The organism is Vulcaniibacterium gelatinicum, from assembly GCF_008033445.1.
Lineage (GTDB): Bacteria > Pseudomonadota > Gammaproteobacteria > Xanthomonadales > Xanthomonadaceae > Vulcaniibacterium_B > Vulcaniibacterium_B gelatinicum.
Window position 1 is genome coordinate 75,843 of the sequence record NZ_VNKO01000009.1, and the last position, 19,326, is coordinate 95,168.

At 73.5% G+C, this 19,326-nt stretch carries 14 protein-coding genes and 1 riboswitch; of the genes, 6 read left to right on the forward strand and 8 right to left on the reverse strand.

All coding sequences use genetic code 11. The annotated features are described in order from the left end of the window. Positions 1 to 16 precede the first annotated feature (16 nt). Complete coding sequence (locus FPV26_RS07210; RefSeq protein ID WP_147653159.1) at positions 17 to 1,132, forward strand: glycosyltransferase; 1,116 nt, start codon at positions 17 to 19, stop codon at positions 1,130 to 1,132. After that, positions 1,107 to 2,432 (forward strand): O-antigen ligase family protein, encoded by a 1,326-nt coding sequence (locus FPV26_RS07215; protein WP_147653162.1) that lies wholly within the window; start codon positions 1,107 to 1,109, stop codon positions 2,430 to 2,432. Before FPV26_RS07210 ends, FPV26_RS07215 begins: the two co-directional genes overlap by 26 nt. A gap of 67 nt (positions 2,433 to 2,499) precedes the next feature. Here FPV26_RS07215 and lpxL read toward each other — a convergent pair whose 3' ends face one another. Next, positions 2,500 to 3,414: an LpxL/LpxP family Kdo(2)-lipid IV(A) lauroyl/palmitoleoyl acyltransferase gene (lpxL, locus tag FPV26_RS07220; RefSeq protein ID WP_147653164.1), complete on the reverse strand. Its 915-nt coding sequence runs from the start codon at positions 3,412 to 3,414 to the stop codon at positions 2,500 to 2,502. 67 nt (positions 3,415 to 3,481) lie between these two features. On the opposite strand from lpxL, the gene waaA reads away from it, so the two are divergent. Beyond that, complete coding sequence (gene waaA, locus FPV26_RS07225; RefSeq protein ID WP_147653166.1) at positions 3,482 to 4,789, forward strand: lipid IV(A) 3-deoxy-D-manno-octulosonic acid transferase; 1,308 nt, start codon at positions 3,482 to 3,484, stop codon at positions 4,787 to 4,789. A 58-nt stretch (positions 4,790 to 4,847) separates the two neighbouring features. Here the strand turns inward: waaA and FPV26_RS07230 are convergent, their stop codons facing one another. The 3 genes from FPV26_RS07230 to FPV26_RS07240 form a co-directional block, all read right to left on the reverse strand. After that, on the reverse strand, positions 4,848 to 6,230 hold the full coding sequence (locus FPV26_RS07230; protein ID WP_147653168.1) for a TolC family outer membrane protein: 1,383 nt from the start codon (positions 6,228 to 6,230) through the stop codon (positions 4,848 to 4,850). A gap of 20 nt (positions 6,231 to 6,250) precedes the next feature. Beyond that, positions 6,251 to 6,910 (reverse strand): protein-L-isoaspartate O-methyltransferase family protein, encoded by a 660-nt coding sequence (locus tag FPV26_RS07235; RefSeq protein WP_147653170.1) that lies wholly within the window; start codon positions 6,908 to 6,910, stop codon positions 6,251 to 6,253. Between the two features lie 133 nt (positions 6,911 to 7,043). Then, a complete protein-coding gene (locus FPV26_RS07240) occupies positions 7,044 to 7,709 on the reverse strand; it encodes a TetR/AcrR family transcriptional regulator (protein WP_147653172.1) in 666 nt (221 codons plus the stop codon). Positions 7,710 to 7,787: 78 nt separating this feature from the next. Here FPV26_RS07240 and FPV26_RS07245 point away from each other — a divergent pair, with 78 nt between their 5' ends. Together FPV26_RS07245 and FPV26_RS07250 are read left to right on the forward strand one after the other, a co-directional pair. Then, positions 7,788 to 8,909, forward strand: coding sequence for an efflux RND transporter periplasmic adaptor subunit (locus FPV26_RS07245; protein ID WP_147653174.1), 1,122 nt, complete (start codon positions 7,788 to 7,790; stop codon positions 8,907 to 8,909). 3 nt (positions 8,910 to 8,912) lie between these two features. Next, entirely contained in the window at positions 8,913 to 12,089 is a 3,177-nt protein-coding gene (locus tag FPV26_RS07250) for an efflux RND transporter permease subunit (RefSeq protein WP_147653176.1), read from the forward strand. Between the two features lie 69 nt (positions 12,090 to 12,158). On the opposite strand, the gene thrC is transcribed toward FPV26_RS07250, so the two are convergent. The 4 genes from thrC to FPV26_RS12915 form a co-directional block, all read right to left on the reverse strand. Then, entirely contained in the window at positions 12,159 to 13,451 is a 1,293-nt protein-coding gene (gene thrC / locus FPV26_RS07255; protein ID WP_147653178.1) for a threonine synthase, read from the reverse strand. After that, positions 13,439 to 14,386 carry a homoserine kinase gene (locus FPV26_RS07260; RefSeq protein WP_147653180.1) on the reverse strand — a complete coding sequence of 316 codons (948 nt, stop codon included), beginning with the start codon at positions 14,384 to 14,386 and terminating at the stop codon, positions 13,439 to 13,441. Before FPV26_RS07260 ends, thrC begins: the two co-directional genes overlap by 13 nt. Then, on the reverse strand, positions 14,383 to 16,899 hold the full coding sequence (gene thrA / locus FPV26_RS07265) for a bifunctional aspartate kinase/homoserine dehydrogenase I (protein WP_147653182.1): 2,517 nt from the start codon (positions 16,897 to 16,899) through the stop codon (positions 14,383 to 14,385). The genes FPV26_RS07260 and thrA overlap by 4 nt, the downstream gene beginning before the upstream one ends. A gap of 80 nt (positions 16,900 to 16,979) precedes the next feature. Then, the gene (locus FPV26_RS12915) at positions 16,980 to 17,105 is read right to left on the reverse strand and encodes a hypothetical protein (RefSeq protein ID WP_281282840.1); all 126 of its coding nucleotides are present in this window, start codon (positions 17,103 to 17,105) and stop codon (positions 16,980 to 16,982) included. Between the two features lie 89 nt (positions 17,106 to 17,194). After that, a riboswitch (TPP riboswitch) is annotated at positions 17,195 to 17,297 on the forward strand. A 141-nt stretch (positions 17,298 to 17,438) separates the two neighbouring features. Between FPV26_RS12915 and thiC the strand changes: the two genes are divergently transcribed. Beyond that, positions 17,439 to 19,316 carry a phosphomethylpyrimidine synthase ThiC gene (gene thiC / locus FPV26_RS07270; protein WP_147653184.1) on the forward strand — a complete coding sequence of 626 codons (1,878 nt, stop codon included), beginning with the start codon at positions 17,439 to 17,441 and terminating at the stop codon, positions 19,314 to 19,316. The last annotated feature ends 10 nt before the right edge of the window (positions 19,317 to 19,326 follow it).

Below are 19,326 nucleotides of genomic sequence, written 5' to 3' on the forward strand. Positions count from 1 at the left end.
CGGCAGGGCGCGGGACATGCGCCGCCTGACCGTCGTCCAGCTCCTGCCCGCGCTCGAGTCCGGCGGCGTGGAGCGCTCCACGCTCGAGATCGCGCAGGCCCTGGTCCGCGCCGGCCACCGCGCGCTCGTCGTGTCCGCCGGCGGCCGCCTGGTGCCGCGCCTGCAGGCGCTGGGCGCCGAACACGTCACGCTCGACATCGGCCGCAAGTCGCCGCTGACCCTGCGCCACGTGCGCACGCTGCGGCACCTGTTCGTGCGCGAGGCGGCGGACATCGTGCACGCGCGTTCGCGCCTGCCGGCGTGGCTCGGCTGGTGGGCGCTGCAGGGGGTGCCTGCGGCGCGGCGGCCGCGTTTCGTCACCACCGTGCACGGGCTCAATTCGCCCTCGCGCTACAGCGCGATCATGGCCCGCGGCGAACGCGTGATCTGCGTGTCGGAGACGGTGCGCGCACACGTGCTCCAGCACTACCCCGGCACGCCGCGCGAGCGCCTGCGGGTGATCCCGCGCGGCATCGATCCCGCCGCGTTCCCGCGTGCGCCCGCGCCCGATCCCGCCGCGCGGGCGCGCGTGGCCGCGCGGCACCCGGTGCTCGGCGGCGAGGGCCCGCTGCTGCTGCTGCCCGGCCGCGGCACCCGCCTGAAGGGTCATGCCGACGCGATCGCGCTGCTGGCCGCGCTGCGCGCGGACGGATTCGATGCACGGCTGTGGATGCCCGGCGCGTGCGAGGCAGGCCGCACGCGCTATCTCGCCGAACTCCAGGCGCAGGCGCAGCGCTGCGGCGTGGCCGACGCGCTGGCGTTGACGCCGCCGACCGACGCCATGGCCGAGGCCTACGCCGCCTGCGACCTGGTGCTGCAGCTCTCGCGCAAGCCGGAAGCGTTCGGCCGCACCGTGCTCGAGGCGCTGGCGGTCGGCCGGCCGGTGCTGGGCTGGGCGCATGGCGGCGTGGGCGAACTGCTGGCGCAACTCGCGCCCGCCGGCGCGGTGCCGCCGTTCGATGTCGCGCAACTGACGGGCACCGCGCGCGCCCTGCTCGCGCATCCGCCGCCGCCGGTTACGATCCCCCACACCCTGCGCGCGATGCAGGAGGCCACGCTCGCGGTCTATGCCGAACTCGACGACAACCCCTGAAGTGCATGTCCCCGGCTGGCGTTGGGCGCCGGCGTGGGTGCTGGCTTTCGTCGCCTTGTGGCCGGCGCCGGGCTACGCCGAGGGCGTGCTGGTGCTCGGCGCGCTGGTCGCGATCGTGCGCCTGCTGCTGGCGCGGTTCCGCGGCGGCACGGCGCTGCTCAGCAGCCCCGCCTGGGCGTTGACCAGCGTGCTGTTCGCCGCCTACTGGCTGCCCGAACTGCTGTCGGCGCTGGATGCGGTGGACCGCGCGCGCGCGTTCAAGGAAGCCGCAGTGGATCTGCGCTACCTGCCGTTCCTGTGGCTGGCCGCGGCGGCGGTCGCCGACGAACGCGGCCGCCGGGTCACCTTCGGCGGCCTGGCGGTGATCGTCGCGGTGTGGACCGCGGACGCGCTGCTCGAGGCGCTGGCCGGCACCAGCCCGTTGTTCTTCGGCCTCGACGCGCTCAAGCAGCTGGTCAGCGGGCGGCCGATGTGCCCGCCCGAAGCGGCGTTCGCGTTCGGGCGTCTGACCGGCGTGCTCGGTGAGTGCAATCCGAAGCTCGGCCTGGTGCTGGCGAGCCTGTCGCCGTTCGCGCTGCATGCGGCGCACCGGCGCTTCGCCGCGGCGGGCTGGGTGATCGCCGCCGCCGCGATCGGCCTGGTGGTGCTGCTTGCGGGCGCGCGGGCGGCGTGGCTGACCTACACGCTGGTGCTGCTGTGGTCGGGCTGGCGCGCGCTCGGCTGGCGCCGGCTCGCCGGCGTGTTCCTGTTCGGCGCGCTCGCGCTGGGCGCGGCGAGCTGGCTGCACGCACCGTTCGCCGAGCGCCTGCAACGCAGCGCCGCGGCGCTGGCGGGCGATGCCGCCGGCATGGACCACGCCCTCTCCGGCCGCACCCGGATCTGGGCGGCGGCGTGGTGCATGTTTCGCGAGCATCCGGTCAATGGCGTGGGTGCGCGCGGCTTCCGCGAGGCATTCCCGGCCTGCGATCCGCAGCCGGGCGAACCGGCGGCGTGGGGCGAGGGCCCGGCCCTGCATGCGCACCAGCTGGTGCTGGAGGTGGCGAGCGAGACCGGCAGCTTCGGCCTGCTGCTGTGGCTGGCCGGCGCCGCGCTGGCCTGGCGCGCCTGGCGGTACGCCCCGAACCAGGCGCGCGAACGGGCGCGGCCGGCGATGATCGCGCTGGCCGTGACCGTGTTCCCCTTCAACACCCACCTGGCGTTCTACGCCACCTTCTGGGGCGGGCTGACCCTGCTGCTGGCCGCGCTCTACGCCGGCAGCCTGCTCGCACGCACGACACCATTCCCGCGCATGCCAGGTTGAGCCTGCCTGCTATCCGGGGTTGTCATCCCGGCGCACGCCGGGATCCGCTGCAGCGGATCCCGCTCATTCAATCGTAGAGCCGCACACCATCCGGCTGGCGCTTGAAACGACGGTGGATCCACAGGTACTGCGCGGGCGCGGCGCGGGCCATGTCCTCGATCGCGGCCATCACCCGCGCGGTGTCGGCGGCGGGGTCGGCGGAGGGGAAGTCGGCGAACGCCGGCGACAGGCGCAGGTGGTAGCTGCCGTCGGCGCGACGCTGGTGGGCGAAGGCCAGCACCGCCGCGCCGGACAGGCGCGCGAGCTGGTGGGTCGAGGTCAGGCTGTGCGCGGGGCGGCCGAAGAACGGCACGAACACCGCCTCGCCGCGGCTCGGATCCTGGTCCGGGGCGTACCACAGCAGGCCGCCGGCCTTCAGGTGCTTCACCGCCGGGCGCAGTTCCTGCTTGGTGAACATCGCGGCCGCGTAGCGCAGCCGGCCGCGCTTGACCGCCCATTCCATCGCCGGTTCGGCGTGCGGGCGGTACATGCCGGCCAGCGGCACGTGGTCGCACAGCAGCCGGCCGCAGACCTCGAGCGTGGTGAAGTGGCCGGACACCACGATCACGCCGCGGCCCGCGGCGTGTGCGGCCTGCAGGTGCTCCAGGCCCTCGAGGGTGAGCCCGCGCCGCAGCGGCGCCACCGACCCCCACCAGGCGCGGGCGAACTCGAACAGGCCGATGCCGAGCGCGGCGAAGTGCTCGCGCAGCAGGCGTGTGCGCGCGGCGGGGTCGAGGTCGGGGAAGCACAGGGCGAGGTTGCGCGCGGCGACCTCGCGCCGGGCGCGCAACGCGCGCCGCAGCAGCGCGCCCAGCGCACGCCCGAGCGCGCGCTGCCAGGACCAGGGCAGGCGCGCGAGCAGCGCCATCGCGCCGATCCCGCACCAGGTCGGCCAGTGGCGCGGGCCGAGCGGCGGGCGACCGGCATCGGTGGGCGTGGGCATGCGCGGATTCTAACGGCCGGGCCCGGCCCGCGCCGCGGCGTCGGACGCGCTTCGCTATCCTTCCGCGATGCCGAAGGACCCGATCGAACGCCTGTTGCGCGCCGTGTATTCGGCCGCGCTGTACCTGCTGTTGCCGGTCACGGCCTATCACCTGGTTTGGCGCGGGTTCCGCCAGCACGCCTATTTCCAGCGCTGGGACGAGCGCTACGCGCTGTACGGCGAGCGGCCGCCGCTGCCGGGCTGCGTGTGGGTGCACGCGGTCTCGGTCGGCGAGGTCAACGCCGCCGCGCCATTGGTCAACGCCCTGCGCCAGCAGCGGCCGGACCTGCGCCTGCTGGTCACCACCATCACCCCCACCGGTTCCGAGCGCGTGCGCACGCTGTGGGGCGAGGCGGTCGAGCACGTGTACCTGCCCTACGACCTGCCCGGCGCCACCGACCGGTTCCTGGCCCAGTTCCGCCCGCAGGCGGCGCTGATCATGGAAACCGAGCTGTGGCCGAGCCTGCTGTTCGCCTGCCGCGACCGCGGCATTCCCGTGTTCGTGCTCAACGCGCGGCTGTCGGCGCGTTCGCTGCGCGGCTATCGGCTGCTGGCGCCGCTGGTGGCGCGCGCGCTGCGCGGCGTGCGCCGGATTGCGGCGCAGTCGCCGGACGACGCGCGCCGCTTCGTGCGCCTGGGCGCGCGGCCGGAGCAGGTGACGGAGGTGGGCAACCTCAAGTTCGACCAGCGCGTGCCCGAGGGCGTGGAGCGCTTCGCGGCGGAGTTCCGCGCCCGTTGCGGCCACCGCCCGACCTGGATCGCCGCCAGCACCCACGAAGGCGAGGAGGCTGCGGTGGTGGCGATCCACCGCCGCCTGCGCGAGCGCTGGCCGGAACTGCTGCTGCTGTGGGCGCCGCGGCATCCGGAACGGTTCCGCGCCGCGATCGAGCACGCGCAGCATGCCGGCTGGCGCGTGGCCACGCGGCGGCTGACGCACTGGGCCGACGCGCGCGACGCGGTGTTCGTGGTGGACACGCTCGGCGAACTGGTGCAGTTCTACGCCGCCGCCGACGTGGCCTTCGTCGGCGGCAGCCTGGCCGACATCGGCGGTCACAACCTGCTCGAGCCGGCCGCGGTCGGCACCGCGGTGGTCACCGGCCCGCACCTGCACAACTTCGCCGACATCGCGCGGCGGATGGAGGAGGCCGGCGCGCTGTGGATCGGCGCCGACGCCGAGGCGGTCGCCGGTGCCGTGGCCGCGCTGCTGGAGGATCCCGCGCGGCGCGCGGCGATGGCGGCGGCCGGGCAGACCCTGGTCGAACAGGGACGGGGCGCGCTCGCGCGCACCCTGGCGCTGGTGCTGCCGGCCCTGCCGCCCCCGCCGGCGGAGGCCTGAAACGCTGCGCCCCGGCCGGGGCCGGGGCGCGGGCGGCATGCGCTCGGGCGGCTGCGGATCAGCGCGCCGTGGCCACGTCCACCGTCAGCAGCCGGTTCACGTCCTGCAGGTCGTCGGCCTCGAGCGTGCCGGCGGCCTGCTCCAGGTTCAGCCGTGCCTGCAGGAAGTTGTACTTGGCGCGCGCGTACTCGCGCTGGGCTTCGAACAGGGTGCGCTGGTTGTTGAGCACGTCGAGCACGGTGCGGGTGCCGACCTCGAGTCCGACCTGCGAGGCCTCGTAGGCGCTCTTCGCCGCGACCAGCGCCAGCCGCCGCGCCTCGACCTCGCTGATGCCGGCCAGCAGCGACTGGTAGGCGTTGCGGGTCGAGCGTTCCACCGCGCGCCGCTGCTGTTCGAGCTGCCCGGCGCGCGCGTCGCGCTGGGCCAGGGCCTGGCGCACCCGCGACTGGGTGGCGCCGCCGGCGAAGATCGGCACGCGCAGGTTCAGGCTCAAGGTGGTGCCCTTGCCTTCGTTCTCGAACGCGATCGTGGTGTCGTTGAGGTTGTTGGTGTTGTCGCCGTTGGTGCGCCGGTTGCCGTAGGTGCCGTTGAAGTACAGCGACGGGTAGTGGCCTGCGCGCGCGGTTTCCACGTCGGCTTCGGCTGCCGCCAGCTGCTCCTGCAGCGAGCGCAGGGTCGGATTGTTCTCGAGCGCGGTCCGCACCCAGCTGTCGGCGTCGCGCTCTTCGGGGATCGCGGGACGGAAGTCGTCCGGCAGGCCCTTGAGGCTGCGCATCGGCCGGCCGGTGATCTCGGCCAGCGCCTGGTAGGCGTCCTCCAGCGCGTTGCGGGTCAGGATCGTGTTGGCGCGCGCGGCGTCGTACTGGGCGCGCGCCTCGTGCACGTCGGTGATCGGCGCCAGGCCGACCTCGAGCCGCTTGCTGGCGAAGTCGAACTGCTTCTGCAGCGCCGCTTCCTGCGCCTCGGCGGCGGCCAGCGTCTCCAGCGCGATCAGCACGTTGAAGTAGGCCGCGGCGGTGCGGGTGATCAGCGAATCGCCGGCGGCCTCGAGGGTGAAGTCGCTGGCGCGCCCCAGCGCCTTCTGGCTGCGCAGGGTGGAGATGCGCGAGTAGTCGAACACCATCTGGTCCACGTTCACGCCCCAGTTGCGCGTGGTGGACTCCTGGCTGCTGTCGCTCGGGAACGGCACACTGCCGAACACTTGCACGCCGGTGCTGTCACTGTCGGAGCGGGAATAGCCCGCGCTGCCGTCGATCTGCGGCAGCATCGCCGCGCGCGCCTGCACCGCGCCTTCCTGCGCGGCGTTGCGGCTGGCTTCGGCGGCGGCGTACTGCGGATCCCCCGCGCGCGCCAGCTCGTAGGTCTGCATCAGGTCTTCGGCGTGCGCCGCGGTGGGCAGCAGGGCGAAGGCGAGGGCGAGGACGAGGGGATGGCGGCTCATGCAGTGGGATCCTTGTGCGGTCACAACTCGAAGGTGGGCGCCGGCGCGGCGCCGACGAGGTAGGGCAATGCGGTTTCGAACAGGGATTCGATGCGCGGATGGCCGTCCTGGTTGCGCACCAGCACCGCCTCCATCACGGGTTCGCGGCCCTGGATCACGAACAGCCGCCCGCCCGGTCGCAGCCATTCCAGGAAGCGCGGCGGGATCCGCTCCACGGCGCCGGTGACGCAGATCGCGTCGAACTGGCGCCCCGGCGTCCAGGCGAACACGTCGGCGGTGTCCAGGCGGACGTTGCGGCCGAACTCCAGCGCGTCCAGGCGCGCGCGCGCGGCCGCGGTGAAGTCGGCGTGGCGCTCCACGCTCACCACCTCGCGTGCGAGTTGCGCCAGGCAGGCGGTGATCCAGCCGCTGCCGGTGCCGATCTCCAGTACCGCATCGCCCGGATCCAGCGCCAGCGCCTGCAGCATCCGGCCCTCGACCACCGGCTTCATCATCACCTCGCCGTGGCCGAGCGGGAGTTCGAGGTCGGCATAGGCCAGCGCCCGATGCGGCTCCGGCACGAACGCCTCGCGCGGCAGGGTGGAGAGCACCTCGAGCACGCGCGGATCCAGCACGTCCCAGGGGCGAACCTGCTGCTGGACCATCAGTTGCCGGGCCTTGGCGAAATCGAGGGTGTTCATGGGGAGGTTCCGAAGACAGGCGAGCCCGCCATTTTACCGGCCGGCCCGCTGCGGCCGGTGCAGCATCGCTGTGGTAGGACACCAAAACTGAGTGCCGGAAGTCACCGGGACGACCGGCGCCGTCCGGGGCCGTTCAACGGCGGCGCGCATAGGCCCGCAGGAACAGGTCCACCGAGGCGGCCACGTGCGCCTCCACGGCCTTGGCGTCCAGCGGCGCCTCGCCGCAGCCGAACACCAGCTGGGCGTGCGGCTCGCCCTTGAGCAGGGTGAAGAATTGCGCCGCGGCGCGGGGGATGTCGGGGATCTCCAGCTCGCGCGCGGCCACCCGGCGTTCGAGCAGGGCGGCGAAGGCGGCCTGGACCCGGCGCGGGCCGGCCTCCCAGAACAGGCGCGGCAGCGGCGTTTCGGCCATGCGCGGCGTACACAGCATGCGGTGGCCGGCGATCGCCTCCGGGGCGCTGATCATGGCGTAGAACGCGCGCCCGATCTGCAGCAGGCGTTCGCGCAGCGGCATGCCGGGGACATCGGCGAGCAGTGCGTCGGGCAGCTGGGTTTCGCAGTAGGACTTCACCGCGGCCGCGAACAGCGATTCCTTGTCGCCGAAGTGGCTGTACACGGTGAGCTTGGACACCCCGGCTTCGGCGGCGATCTGGTCCATGCTCACGCCCTCGTAGCCGTGCTCGATGAACAGCCGCTTGGCCGCCTCGAAGATCGCCTCGCGCTTGGCCAGGTCCTTGGGACGTCCGGGGGTGGCCGGCTTGCGGACGGGGGCGGGGCGGGGCGGGGGTGGCTTGGGCATCGCGCAAATACTAGACCGACAAGTGCACGGATTATACTATACCGCCCGGTCCAATAATCACCGTCGGGACGCAACCGGATGAAACACTTCGGGGCAGGAACGGGCATGGTGCTGCTGGCGCTGGCGCTGGCCGCGTGCGGGAACTCGCAGTCGCCGCCGGAACGGCCGCGGCCGGTGCTGGTGGTGCAACCGGGTGCGGCCGGCGAGGCCGCGGTCACCGCCTATCCGGGCGAGGTGCGGGCGCGCGAGGAAAGTCCGCTCGCGTTCCGGGTCGGTGGCCAGCTCGTGCGCCGGCACGTGGACGTGGGCGATGCGGTGCGGCGCGGCGAGCTGCTCGCCGAGCTCGATCCGGACGACCTGCGCCTGCAGGCGCAGGCCGCGCAGGCCCGCCTCGCCGCGGCCGAGGCGCAGCTCGCCCGCACCGCCGCCGACCGCGCGCGCTTCGCGGCCCTGGCGCAGCAGCAACTGGTGAGCCGCTCCGCGCTCGATGCCCAGGAAGCCGCCCACGCCGCGGCCGCCGGCGAAGTGCGCGCCGCGCGCGCGGCGCTCGAGGTCGCCCGCAACCAGGTCGCCTACGCGCAACTGCGTGCGCCGCGCGACGGCGTGATCGCGCAGCGCCATGCCGAGGCCGGGCAGACGGTCGCCCCCGGGCAACCGGTGTTCACCCTTGCCGGCAGCGGCGGGCGCGAGGTGGCGATCGCGCTGCCCGAAGCGCGCATCCGCAGTTTCCGCGTCGGCCGGCCGGTGACGGTGGTGCCGTGGAGCGCGCCGCAGCTGCGGCTGCCAGGCACGCTGCGCGAGATCGCGCCCTCCGCCGACCCCGCCGCGCGCACCTACGCCGCGCGCGTGGCGCTGCCGGACGCGGCGGCGAAGGCGGTGGATCTCGGCCAGAGCGTGCGTGTGTTCGTCGCCGACCCCGCCGACGCGCCGCGCATGCGCCTGCCGCTGTCGGCGCTGCAGCGCGGCGCCGGCGGCGCGACCGCGGTGTGGGTGGTGACGCCGGACGGGCACGTGCGGCTGCAGCCGGTGCAGGTCGGCCCGTTCGGTGCGGACGGCGTGCCGGTGCTCGGCGGCCTTGCGCCCGATGCCTGGGTGGTGGCCGCGGGCGGGCACCTGCTGCGCGAGGGCCAGCGCGTGCAGCCGGTGGACCGCGACAACCGGCCGGTCGCCGCGGCCGGCCCGCGTGCCCGGGCGGAGTAAGCCATGCGCCGCTTCAACCTCTCCGAATGGGCGCTCGCCAACCGCCCGCTGGTGGTGTACGCGATGCTGGTGCTGGCGATCGTCGGCGTGTGGTCGTACCGCCAGCTCGGCCAGTCCGAGGATCCGCCGTTCACGTTCAAGGCGATGGTGGTGCGCACGCTGTGGCCGGGCGCCACCGCCGAACAGGTGTCCAGGCAGGTCACCGAACGGATCGAGAAGGCGGTGATGACCACCGGCGAGTACGAGTTCGTCAGCTCGTACTCGCGGCCGGGCGAGTCGCAGGTGATCTTCATGGCGCGCGACTCGATGCGCAGCCGCGAGATCCCGCAGCTGTGGTACCAGATCCGCAAGAAGGTCGGCGACATCCGCTACACCCTGCCGCAGGGCGTGGTCGGGCCGTTCTTCAACGACGAGTTCGGCGACACCTTCGGCAACATCTACGCACTCACCGGCCCCGGCTTCGACTACGCCGTGCTCGAGGACTACGCCGAGCGGCTGGAGCTGGAGCTGCAGCGCGTGCCCGACGTCGGCAAGATCGAGCTGATCGGCCTGCAGGACGAGAAGATCTGGATCGAGCTGAGCAACACCAAGCTCGCCACCCTCGGCGTGCCGCTGGCCGCGGTGCAGCAGCAGCTCGCGCAGCAGAACGCGGTCACGCCGGCGGGCTTCTTCGAGACCGGCTCCGACCGCGTGCAGCTGCGCGTCACCGGCGCGTTCGACTCGGTCGAGGCGATCCGCGCGTTCCCGATCCGCGCCGGCGACCGCACCGTGCGCCTGGGCGACATCGCCCAGGTGCATCGCGGCTTCGCCGACCCGGCCGCGCCGCGCATGCGTTTCATGGGCGAGGACGCGATCGGGATCGCGGTGGCGATGAAGCCCGGCGGCGATGTGCTGCGCCTGGGCGAGCGGCTCGAAGCCGAGTTCGCGCGCCTGCAGCGCACGCTCCCGGCCGGCATGCAGTTGCGCAAGGTCGCCGACCAGCCGGCGGCGGTGCGCGCCGGCGTCGGCGAGTTCGTCAAGGTGCTGGCCGAGGCGGTGACGATCGTGCTGCTGGTGAGCTTCTTCTCGCTCGGCCTGCGCACCGGGCTGGTGGTGGCGGTGTCCATCCCGCTGGTGCTGGCGATGACCTTCGCGGCGATGCACTTCTTCGACATCGGCCTGCACAAGATCTCGCTCGGCGCGCTGGTGCTGGCGCTGGGCCTGCTGGTGGACGACGCGATCATCGCGGTGGAGATGATGGCGATCAAGATGGAGCAGGGCTTCTCGCGGCTGAAGGCGGCGGCGTTCGCCTACGAGACCACCGCGTTCCCGATGCTCACCGGCACCCTGGTCACCGCCGCCGGCTTCCTGCCGATCGCCACCGCGGCCTCGAGCACCGGCGAGTACACCCGCTCGCTGTTCCAGGTGGTCACGATCGCGCTGGTGGTGTCATGGATCGCCGCGGTGCTGTTCATCCCGTACCTCGGCGACCGCATGCTGCCCGACCTGCACCGGCCGGCGGCGCTCAGGCCGGGGTCGCCCGCGGCGCGCTGGCGCGCCTGGCGCGAACGCCTGGCCGACCGCTGGCCGCAGTACGCGTTCCTGCTCGCGCCGGCGCCGCACCACGACCACGCCCACGATCCGTACGCCACGCCGTTCTACCGCCGTTTCCGCGCCCTGGTCGCCTGGTGCCTGCACCGGCGCTGGCTGGTGATCGGCGCGACCGCGCTGGCGTTCGTGCTGTCGGTGGCGCTGTTCCGGTTCGTGCCGCAGCAGTTCTTCCCCGATTCGACCCGGCCGGAGCTGATGGTGGACCTGGAGCTGGCCGAAGGCGCCTCGCTGCGCGCCACCGAGGCCCAGGCCCGGCGCCTGGAGGCGCTGCTGGCCAGGCAGGACGGCATCGACAACTACGTCGCCTACGTCGGCACCGGCTCGCCGCGCTTCTACCTGCCGCTGGACCAGCAGCTGCCCGCGGCCAACTTCGCCCAGTTCGTGGTCCGCGCGAAGAGCACCGAGGACCGCGAACGGCTGCGCCGCTGGCTGATCAATGAGGTGGCGCCGCGCTTCCCGCACCTGCAGTTGCGCGTGACCCGGCTCGAGAACGGCCCGCCGGTGGGCTATCCGGTGCAGTTCCGGGTCAGCGGCGAGCACATCGACCGCGTGCGCGCGATCGCCAGGCAGGTCGAGGCCAAGGTGCGCGAGAACCCGCACGTGGCCAACGTCAACCTCAACTGGGACGAACCGAGCAAGGTGGTGCGGCTGGTGCTGGACCAGGAGCGGGCGCGGGTGCTGGGCGTGAGTTCGGAGCAGGTGGCGCACTTCCTCGCCGGGTCCCTGTCCGGCCTGCACGTGAGCACCTACCGCGAGGGCAACGAGCTGGTCGAGATCCTGCTGCGCGGACCGCAGGACGAACGCAGCCGGCTCGACCTGCTCGGCAGCCTGGCGGTGCCCACCGCGCACGGGCAGGCGGTGCCGCTGGCGCAGATCGCACGGCTGGAATACGTGTTCGAGGACGGCATCATCTGGCACCGCGACCGGCTGCCGACGGTGACCGTGCGCGCCGACATCCGCAACGGCCTGACCCCGCCGACGGTGGTGGCGCAGATCGAGCCCACCCTCGAACCGATCCGCGCCGCGCTGCCCGACGGCTACCTGCTCGAGACCGGCGGCACGGTCGAGGACTCCGCGCGCGGCCAGGACTCGATCAAGGCCGGCCTGCCGCTGTTCGTGTTCACGGTGGTGACGCTGCTGATGCTGCAGCTGCGCAGCCTCTCGCGCACGTTGCTGGTGGTGCTGACCGCGCCGCTGGGCATGATCGGCGTGACCCTGTTCCTGCTGGTGTTCCGGGTGCCGTTCGGGTTCGTGGCGATGCTCGGCACGATCGCGCTGGCGGGCATGATCATGCGCAATTCGGTGATCCTGGTGGACCAGATCGAACAGGACATCGCCGCCGGCAGCGACCGCTGGACCGCGGTCGTGGACGCCACCGTGCGCCGCTTCCGTCCGATCGTGCTGACCGCGCTGGCGGCGGTGCTGGCGATGGTGCCGCTGTCGCGCTCGGTGTTCTACGGCCCGATGGCGGTGGCGATCATGGGCGGCCTGATCGTGGCCACCGCGCTGACCCTGCTGTTCCTGCCCGCGCTGTATGCGGCCTGGTTCGGCGTGCGCCGCGAGGAGACGGCCGCGCCCGCCCCGGCCTGAGCCCTGTCCGCGTCCGGGCCGCCCGGCGGCTCCCTCCCCTCCCTCCGACGGGCGGCCCGCGACGCGACCTCAGGCTGGCGCCTGCAACTGCCGCCGCAGTGCGGCGTAGTCGGCGGCGAGCGGTTCGCCGCGAGCCGGACGGGCGAGCGTGGCGGCCAGCGCCGGCGGCACGGCCAGCGCCTGCCCCACCAACGGCTCGACGATGCTTTCGAACTTGGCCGGATGCGCGGTGGCCACCACCGCCCACGGCCGCGCGTCGCCTTCGGCGCGCAGCCGTTCGAGCACGTGCAGGCCGGTGGCGGTGTGCGGGCAGGGCACGACGCCGTGGCGTGCCGGCGCCTGGCGGATGGTGTCGGCGATGGCCGCATCGTCCACCGCGAACGCGCGCAACGCGGCGCGCAGCTCGGCGTCGTCGCGGTGCCAGTGGCGCAGGCGCTCGAAGTTGCTCGGCGCGCCCACGTCCATCGCGTTGGCGAGCGTGGCGCGGGCCGGGCGCGGCCGGTAGTCCTCGCCGGCGAAGAAGCGCGGCAGCGCGTCGTTGGCGTTGCACGCCAGCACCAGCGCGCCCACCGGCAGGCCCATGCGCCGGGCGAGCCACGCGGCGCAGGCGTTGCCGAGGTTGCCGGTGGGCACGATGAAGTTCAGCGGCTCGCCATGCGCGGCGAAGAACCGCAGCGCGGCGTGCGCGTAATAGGCCACCTGCGGCAGCAGGCGGCCGAGGCTGATGCTGTTGGCCGAACTCAGCGGCAGCCGCGCGCGCAGCGCGTCGTCGGCGAGCGCCTGCTTCGTCAGCCGCTGACAGTCGTCGAACGTGCCCTGCACGCGGAACGTGCGCACGTTGTCGCCCCAGCATTCCAGCCCGTGCGCTTGCCGCGGCGAGACGCGGCAAGCGGGGTAGAGGATGACCACGGCGAAGCCCGGGCGGCGGTGGAACGCGCTGGCGACCGCGGCGCCGGTGTCGCCGGAAGTCGCGACGAGGATCGTGGTCGGCGGCGCATCGGCGGGGCGCAGCCGCGCCAGCGTGCCGGCCAGGAAGCGCGCGGCATAGTCCTTGAACGCGGCGGTGGGGCCGTGGAACAGCTCCAGCAGGTGGTCGCCCCGGCGCGCGAGCGGGCGCAACGGGGCGTCGAACGCATACGCCTGCGCGCACAGCGCCGGCAGCGCATCGCGCAGCGGCGGGCCGTCGAGGCAGGGGGCGAGCACGGCGCGCGCGGTGTCGGCGAGCGTGGCGCCGGGCTGCACGGTGTCCAGCGTGGGGATGCGTTCGGGCACGTACAGGCCGCCGTCGGGCGCGAGGCCGGCGACGAGGGCGCGGGCGAGGGCGGTGCGCGGAGTCCGGCCGCGGGTGCTCACGCAGTGCATGCGATCACCTCCGCGCGCGGCCCGGACACCGGCGTGACGTAGGCGCGCGAGCCGAAGCCTGCATCCGCGAACGCCGTCTGCATCGCGGGGGCGGCCGCTTCGGCATCGGTCCTCGACGCGAACCACGCGAACGTGCTCGGCCCGGCGCCGGAAATGCTCGCGCCGAGCGCGCCATGGTCCAGCGCGGCCGCCTTCGCTCGTGCAAAGCCGGGGATCAGCGGGGCGCGGCGCGGCTCGACCAGCAGGTCGTTCAACCCTGCGCGGATCAGTTCCGCGTCGCCGCGCTGCAGCCCGGTCAGGAACAGCGCCAGGTGTGCGCTCTGCTCGACCACGACCTGCAGCGGATACGGCGCGGCCAGCACCGCGCGGGCGCGGCGCGTCTCCAGCACCTGGTCGGGGTGCACCACCACCGCATGCAGCCAGGCCGGGGCCGGCAGCGCGAGCATCCGCGTCGCCGTCGCCAGCGCCACGCCGCCGAGCAGCATCGGCGCCACGTTGTCGCCGTGCCGGCTGCCGCTCGACACCGATTCGCCGTCGAGCGCGTAGTCGTACAACGCCTCGCGCGGCAGCGGCGTGTCGAGCAGCGCGTTGGCGGCGACCAGCGCGGCCACGCACGAGGCCGCCGAACCGCCGAGGCCGGAGCCGAGCGGGATGCCTTTCTCCAGCGCCAGCGCGAAGCCGAATCGCAGCCCGAGCCGTTCGCGCAGCGCAAGCAGCGCCCGCCCCGCGGTGTTGCGCGCGGCCTCCAGCGGCAGCGTCTCCGCACCGGCCGCCGCGCCGCGGATCGCCTCGATCCGCACCACCGGCTCGCGGATGCGGCGCACGGTCGCCAGGTCGTGCATGCCCGCGATCGAATGCCCGAGCAGGTCGAAGCCGACCCCGATGTTGCCGACGCTGCCGGGTGCGAATGCCGTCGCCTGGATCGGAGGGCTCATGGCGTCGTCATCGCTTCAGGCCGCGCACCGAGCGATTGCGCGATCGCCAGCACGTCGCCGAACACCCCGGCCGCGGTCACCTCGGGGCCGGCGCCCGGGCCCTGCACGACCAGCGGGTTCCCGGCGTAGCGCGCGGTGTGGAACTGCACTAGGTTGTCGGTCAGCCGGGTATGGCAGCAGGAATGGTCGGGCGGCAGCGCCATCAGGCCGACGCGGGCCCGCCCGTCGCGGTCCAGCCGCGCCACGTAGCGCAGTGCACGCCCCTGCGCGGCCGCCTCGCAGTAGCGCGCGCGCATCGGCGCATCGAGCGCCTCCAGCTGCGCGACGAATGCCTCGCGGTCGAGCGCGCGCAGCGCGGGCGGGACCAGGCTTTCCACGTCCACGTCCTCCAGCGAGAGCCGCAGGCCGGCCTCGCGGCCGAGGATGACCAGCTTGCGCGCGACGTCGCGACCGGACAGGTCGTCGCGCGGGTCGGGCTCGGTGTAGCCGAGCGCCATCGCTTCGCGCATCAGGGCCGAGAACGGCACCGTGCCGTCGAAGCGGTTGAACAGCCACGCCAGGGTGCCGGACAGCAGGCCGTCGATGCCATGCAGCACGTCGCCGGTGTCGAGCAGGTTGCGCAGCGTCAGCATCACCGGCAGGCCGGCGCCCACCGTGGCCTCGTAGCGGAAGCGGCCGCCGCCGCGGCGGCTCGCATCCTGGATCGCGGCGTACAGCGGCCACGGCCCGCTGCCGGCGTGCTTGTTCGGCGTGACCACGTGGATGCCGGCAGCCAGCCACCGCGGGTAGTGCGCGGCGATCTCGGCGCTGGCGCTGCAGTCCACGATCAGGGCATGCGGCAGCGGCTCGCTGCGCACGTGCGCGGCGAAGCGGTCGAGATCGGCCGGCTCGGCGCCGGCGTCGCGCAGGCACGCGGCCGCCGTGGCGGGGTCGAGGCCGCGATCGTCCAGCCGCATCCGGCGGCTGTCGGCGATGGCGCGCAGGCGCAGATCGAGGCCGGCGCGTTCACGCAGCCGCGGCAGCGCTGCGGCGAGTTGCGCCAGCAGCGCGCGCCCGACCTGGCCGGGACCGATCAGGCCGATGGACACGGTATGCGGCGACAGCCAGAACGCCGCGTGCGCGGCGCGCAGCGCGCGCGCCGCGTCGCGTGCGGCGATCGCCACCGACAGGTTGCGCTCGCCCGCGCCCTGCGCGATCGCGCGCGCATTCACCCGCGCCTGCGCCAGGCCGCCGAGCAGGCGCGCGGCGATGCCAGGCGTGCCGACCATGCCGTCCCCGACTGCGGCGAGCACGGCGATGTCGGGCGTCAACGCCACGCCCTGCACCTGGCCGTCGGCGATCGCCCCGGCGAAGGCTGCGGCGACCGCATCGCGTGCCCGCCCGGCCTGGTCGGCGCGCACCACGCAGCAGATCGAATGTTCCGAGGAGCCCTGCGAGATCATGGTCACCGACACGCCGGCGCCGCGCAGCGCGCCGAACAGGCGCTCGGCCATGCCCGGCACCCCGAGCAGGCCGTTGCCGACCAGTTCGACGATGGCCAGCTCGCGCACCAGGCTCAGGCCCTTCACTGGTGCGCCGCGTGTGTCGGCGCGCGGGCCGATCAGCGTGCCCGGCAGTTCCGGGCGGTGCGTGTTGCGGATCCGCAGCGGGATGCCGCGCTCCTGCACCGGCGCCAGCGTCTGCGGGTGCAGCACCTTGGCGCCGAAGTAGGCCAGCTCACAGGCCTCCGCATAGGACAGCGACGGCAGGCACACCGCCTCGGGCACCAGCCGCGGGTCGGCGCTGAGCACGCCGTCCACGTCGGTCCAGATGGTCAGTCCGCGCGCCCCGAACAGCACCGCGAAGATCGCCGCGGAATAGTCGCTGCCGTTGCGCCCGAGAGTGGTGATCGCGCCGGCGGCTTCGCGCGCGACGAAGCCGGTGACGACCACATCGCCGTCGCCGTGTTGCGCCCGCCAGTCGGCAAGACGCGCGCGGCTTGCGTCCCAGTCCACCGCCATGCCCATCTCGCCCGGGTGCACCACCAGCACCTCGCGCGCGTCCAGCCGGCGCCAGCCCGCGGCCCCGCCTCCGAGCGCCGCATGCATCAGCTGCGAGGACCACAGCTCGCCGTAGCCGGGTACCGCGGAGGCGAGCGCATCGACGTCGTGGGCGCCTGCCGCGATCCCGGCCAGCGCGCGATGCAAGGCCGCGAACTCCCGCTCCAGCGCGGCGTGCGTGCCGTGGCGGCGGCTGGCGTCGAGCGCGTCCGCGGCCTCGCGGTGCCGCTGCCGCAGCGCTTCCCAGTGCGGCTGCCAGGTGCGACCGTGGCGTGCGGTGTCGAGCAGTGCCACCAGCGCGTCGGTCACGCCCTGCATCGCGGACACCACGACCACGCGGGTGCCTGCGGGCTCGGCATGCACCAGGCTCGCGGCGTGGCGATACAGCGCGGCATCGGCCAGGCTGCTGCCGCCGAACTTGTGCGCATACGGGCGCACGGCGGCCAGGGGGTGTGATGCATCGGCGGGGGACATGGCGAGGGCTCCTGTGGGGCCCCGCGCCCGGAACGGGTGCGCGCTCCGCACCCGTGTCGGGTGCGGAGGCATGTGATGGATCAGATGGACACGCCCGTCCACACCCCGCGCCAGCGGGTGCCGGTACCGGTGGTGGTCAGGGCGCGCGCGCGGGCCGGCGCCTGCGTGGGCAGGAGAGTGGCGGCCGGCGGCGGGAAATGCGTCATGGCCCGAGCAGAGCATGGCGTCGGCGCGCCTGTCAACCGGGCCGCGTCCGGTGTGGTTGGCCGCAGCAGGGCATGCAGGGTCATAATGGACGCCGAAGCGGGGGTACCGGCCGCCCCGGGCGACCGGTTGAGACAGACCCTTCGAACCTGATCCGGTTGACACCGGCGTAGGGAAGCTTCGCGGCACGATCGCGTGCCCGCGCCGCCGCTTTGTGCGGATCCCTCCGCAACAGCCCGCACATCCCTGTGCGGTGCATGCGGGTCCCTCCGCAACAGCCCGCACATCCCTGTGCGGACTTTCTACTGAAGCCGAAGCAGCGGAGCCGACAGTCCATGAACGCAGTGCCCTCCGACCTGATCCGCCAGACCGAGCAGCTCTCGGCGGAAGTGACCCGGCCCATTCCCGGCTCGCGCCGGATCTACGTCCAGGGCTCGCGCCCGGACCTGCGCGTGCCGATGCGCGAGATCGCGCAGACGCGCACCCCGACCCTGTTCGGCGGCGAGGACAACCCGCCGATCACGGTCTACGACACCTCCGGCCCGTACACCGACCCCGACGCGCGCATCGACCTCGCCGCCGGGCTGCCGGCGCTGCGTGCGCAGTGGATCGCCGAGCGCGGCGACACCGAAGTGCTCGACGCGGTCAGCTCCGAGTTCGGCCGCGCGCGCGAGGCCGATCCGCGGCTCGCCGCAGTGCGCTTCCCCGGCCGCCGCCTGCCGCGCCGGGCGCGGGCCGGGGCCAACGTCACCCAGCTGCACTACGCGCGCCGCGGCATCGTCACCCCGGAGATGGAGTTCGTGGCGATCCGCGAGAACCAGCGCCTGGAGGCGGTGCGCGACGCCGGCCTGCTGGCCCAGCACCGCGGCGAGAGCTTCGGCGCCGGCATCCCGGCGCGGATCACGGCCGAGTTCGTGCGCGACGAGATCGCGCGCGGCCGCGCCATCCTGCCGTGCAACATCAACCATCCCGAGAGCGAGCCGATGATCATCGGCCGCAACTTCCTCACCAAGATCAACGCCAACATCGGCAATTCCGCGGTCTCCTCCGGCATCGCCGAGGAGGTGGAGAAGCTGGTGTGGGCGATCCGCTGGGGCGCGGACACGGTGATGGACCTGTCCACCGGCAGGCACATCCACGAGACCCGTGAGTGGATCATCCGCAACTCGCCGGTGCCGATCGGCACGGTGCCGATCTACCAGGCGCTGGAGAAGGTGGACGGCCGCGCCGAGGAGCTGACCTGGGAGATCTTCCGCGACACCCTGATCGAGCAGGCCGAGCAGGGGGTGGACTACTTCACCATCCACGCCGGCGTGCTGCTGCGCTACGTCCCGCTCACCGCCAGGCGCGTGACCGGCATCGTCTCGCGCGGCGGCTCGATCATGGCCAAGTGGTGCCTGGCGCACCACAAGGAGAATTTCCTCTACACCCACTTCGAGGACATCTGCGAGATCATGAAGGCCTACGACGTGGCCTTCTCGCTCGGCGACGGCCTGCGCCCGGGCTCGATCGCCGACGCCAACGACGCCGCGCAGTTCGGCGAGCTGGAGACGCTCGGCGAGCTGACGAAGATCGCCTGGAAGCACGACGTCCAGACCATGATCGAGGGCCCCGGCCACGTGCCGATGCAGCTGATCAAGGAGAACATGGACAAGCAGCTGCGCGAATGCGGCGAGGCGCCGTTCTACACCCTGGGGCCGCTGACCACCGACATCGCACCCGGCTACGACCACATCACCTCCGCGATCGGCGCAGCGATGATCGGCTGGTACGGCACCGCGATGCTGTGCTACGTCACGCCCAAGGAGCACCTCGGCCTGCCCAACCGGCAGGACGTGCGCGAGGGCATCATGGCCTACAAGATCGCCGCGCACGCGGCCGACCTGGCCAAGGGCCACCCCGGCGCGCAGGTGCGCGACAACGCCCTGTCCAAGGCGCGCTTCGAGTTCCGCTGGCAGGACCAGTTCCACCTCGGCCTGGACCCCGAGCGCGCGCGCGAGTACCACGACGAGACCCTGCCGAAGGAAGCGCACAAGCTGGCCCACTTCTGCTCGATGTGCGGCCCGCACTTCTGCTCGATGAAGATCACCCAGGACGTGCGCGACTACGCCGCCGGGCACGGCCTGGCCGCCGAGCAGGCGCTCGAGCAGGGCATGGCGGAGAAGGCGGCCGAGTTCCGGCAGGCCGGGGCGCAGGTCTATCGCGAGGCGTGAGGCGGCGACG

Excerpts from the sequence above, each read along its gene's own strand:
- thrA (WP_147653182.1), bottom strand. The coding sequence starts at position 16,899 with ATGTCCCCCGCCGATGCATCACACCCCCTGGCCGCCGTGCGCCCGTAT.
- lpxL (WP_147653164.1), bottom strand. The coding sequence starts at position 3,414 with ATGCCCACGCCCACCGATGCCGGTCGCCCGCCGCTCGGCCCGCGCCAC.
- waaA (WP_147653166.1), top strand. The coding sequence starts at position 3,482 with ATGCCGAAGGACCCGATCGAACGCCTGTTGCGCGCCGTGTATTCGGCC.
- FPV26_RS07240 (WP_147653172.1), bottom strand. The coding sequence starts at position 7,709 with ATGCCCAAGCCACCCCCGCCCCGCCCCGCCCCCGTCCGCAAGCCGGCC.
- FPV26_RS07235 (WP_147653170.1), bottom strand. The coding sequence starts at position 6,910 with ATGAACACCCTCGATTTCGCCAAGGCCCGGCAACTGATGGTCCAGCAG.
- FPV26_RS07210 (WP_147653159.1), top strand. The coding sequence starts at position 17 with ATGCGCCGCCTGACCGTCGTCCAGCTCCTGCCCGCGCTCGAGTCCGGC.
- FPV26_RS12915 (WP_281282840.1), bottom strand. The coding sequence starts at position 17,105 with ATGACGCATTTCCCGCCGCCGGCCGCCACTCTCCTGCCCACGCAGGCG.
- FPV26_RS07250 (WP_147653176.1), top strand. The coding sequence starts at position 8,913 with ATGCGCCGCTTCAACCTCTCCGAATGGGCGCTCGCCAACCGCCCGCTG.
- FPV26_RS07230 (WP_147653168.1), bottom strand. The coding sequence starts at position 6,230 with ATGAGCCGCCATCCCCTCGTCCTCGCCCTCGCCTTCGCCCTGCTGCCC.
- FPV26_RS07245 (WP_147653174.1), top strand. The coding sequence starts at position 7,788 with ATGAAACACTTCGGGGCAGGAACGGGCATGGTGCTGCTGGCGCTGGCG.
- thrC (WP_147653178.1), bottom strand. The coding sequence starts at position 13,451 with ATGCACTGCGTGAGCACCCGCGGCCGGACTCCGCGCACCGCCCTCGCC.
- FPV26_RS07215 (WP_147653162.1), top strand. The coding sequence starts at position 1,107 with ATGCCGAACTCGACGACAACCCCTGAAGTGCATGTCCCCGGCTGGCGT.
- thiC (WP_147653184.1), top strand. The coding sequence starts at position 17,439 with ATGAACGCAGTGCCCTCCGACCTGATCCGCCAGACCGAGCAGCTCTCG.
- FPV26_RS07260 (WP_147653180.1), bottom strand. The coding sequence starts at position 14,386 with ATGAGCCCTCCGATCCAGGCGACGGCATTCGCACCCGGCAGCGTCGGC.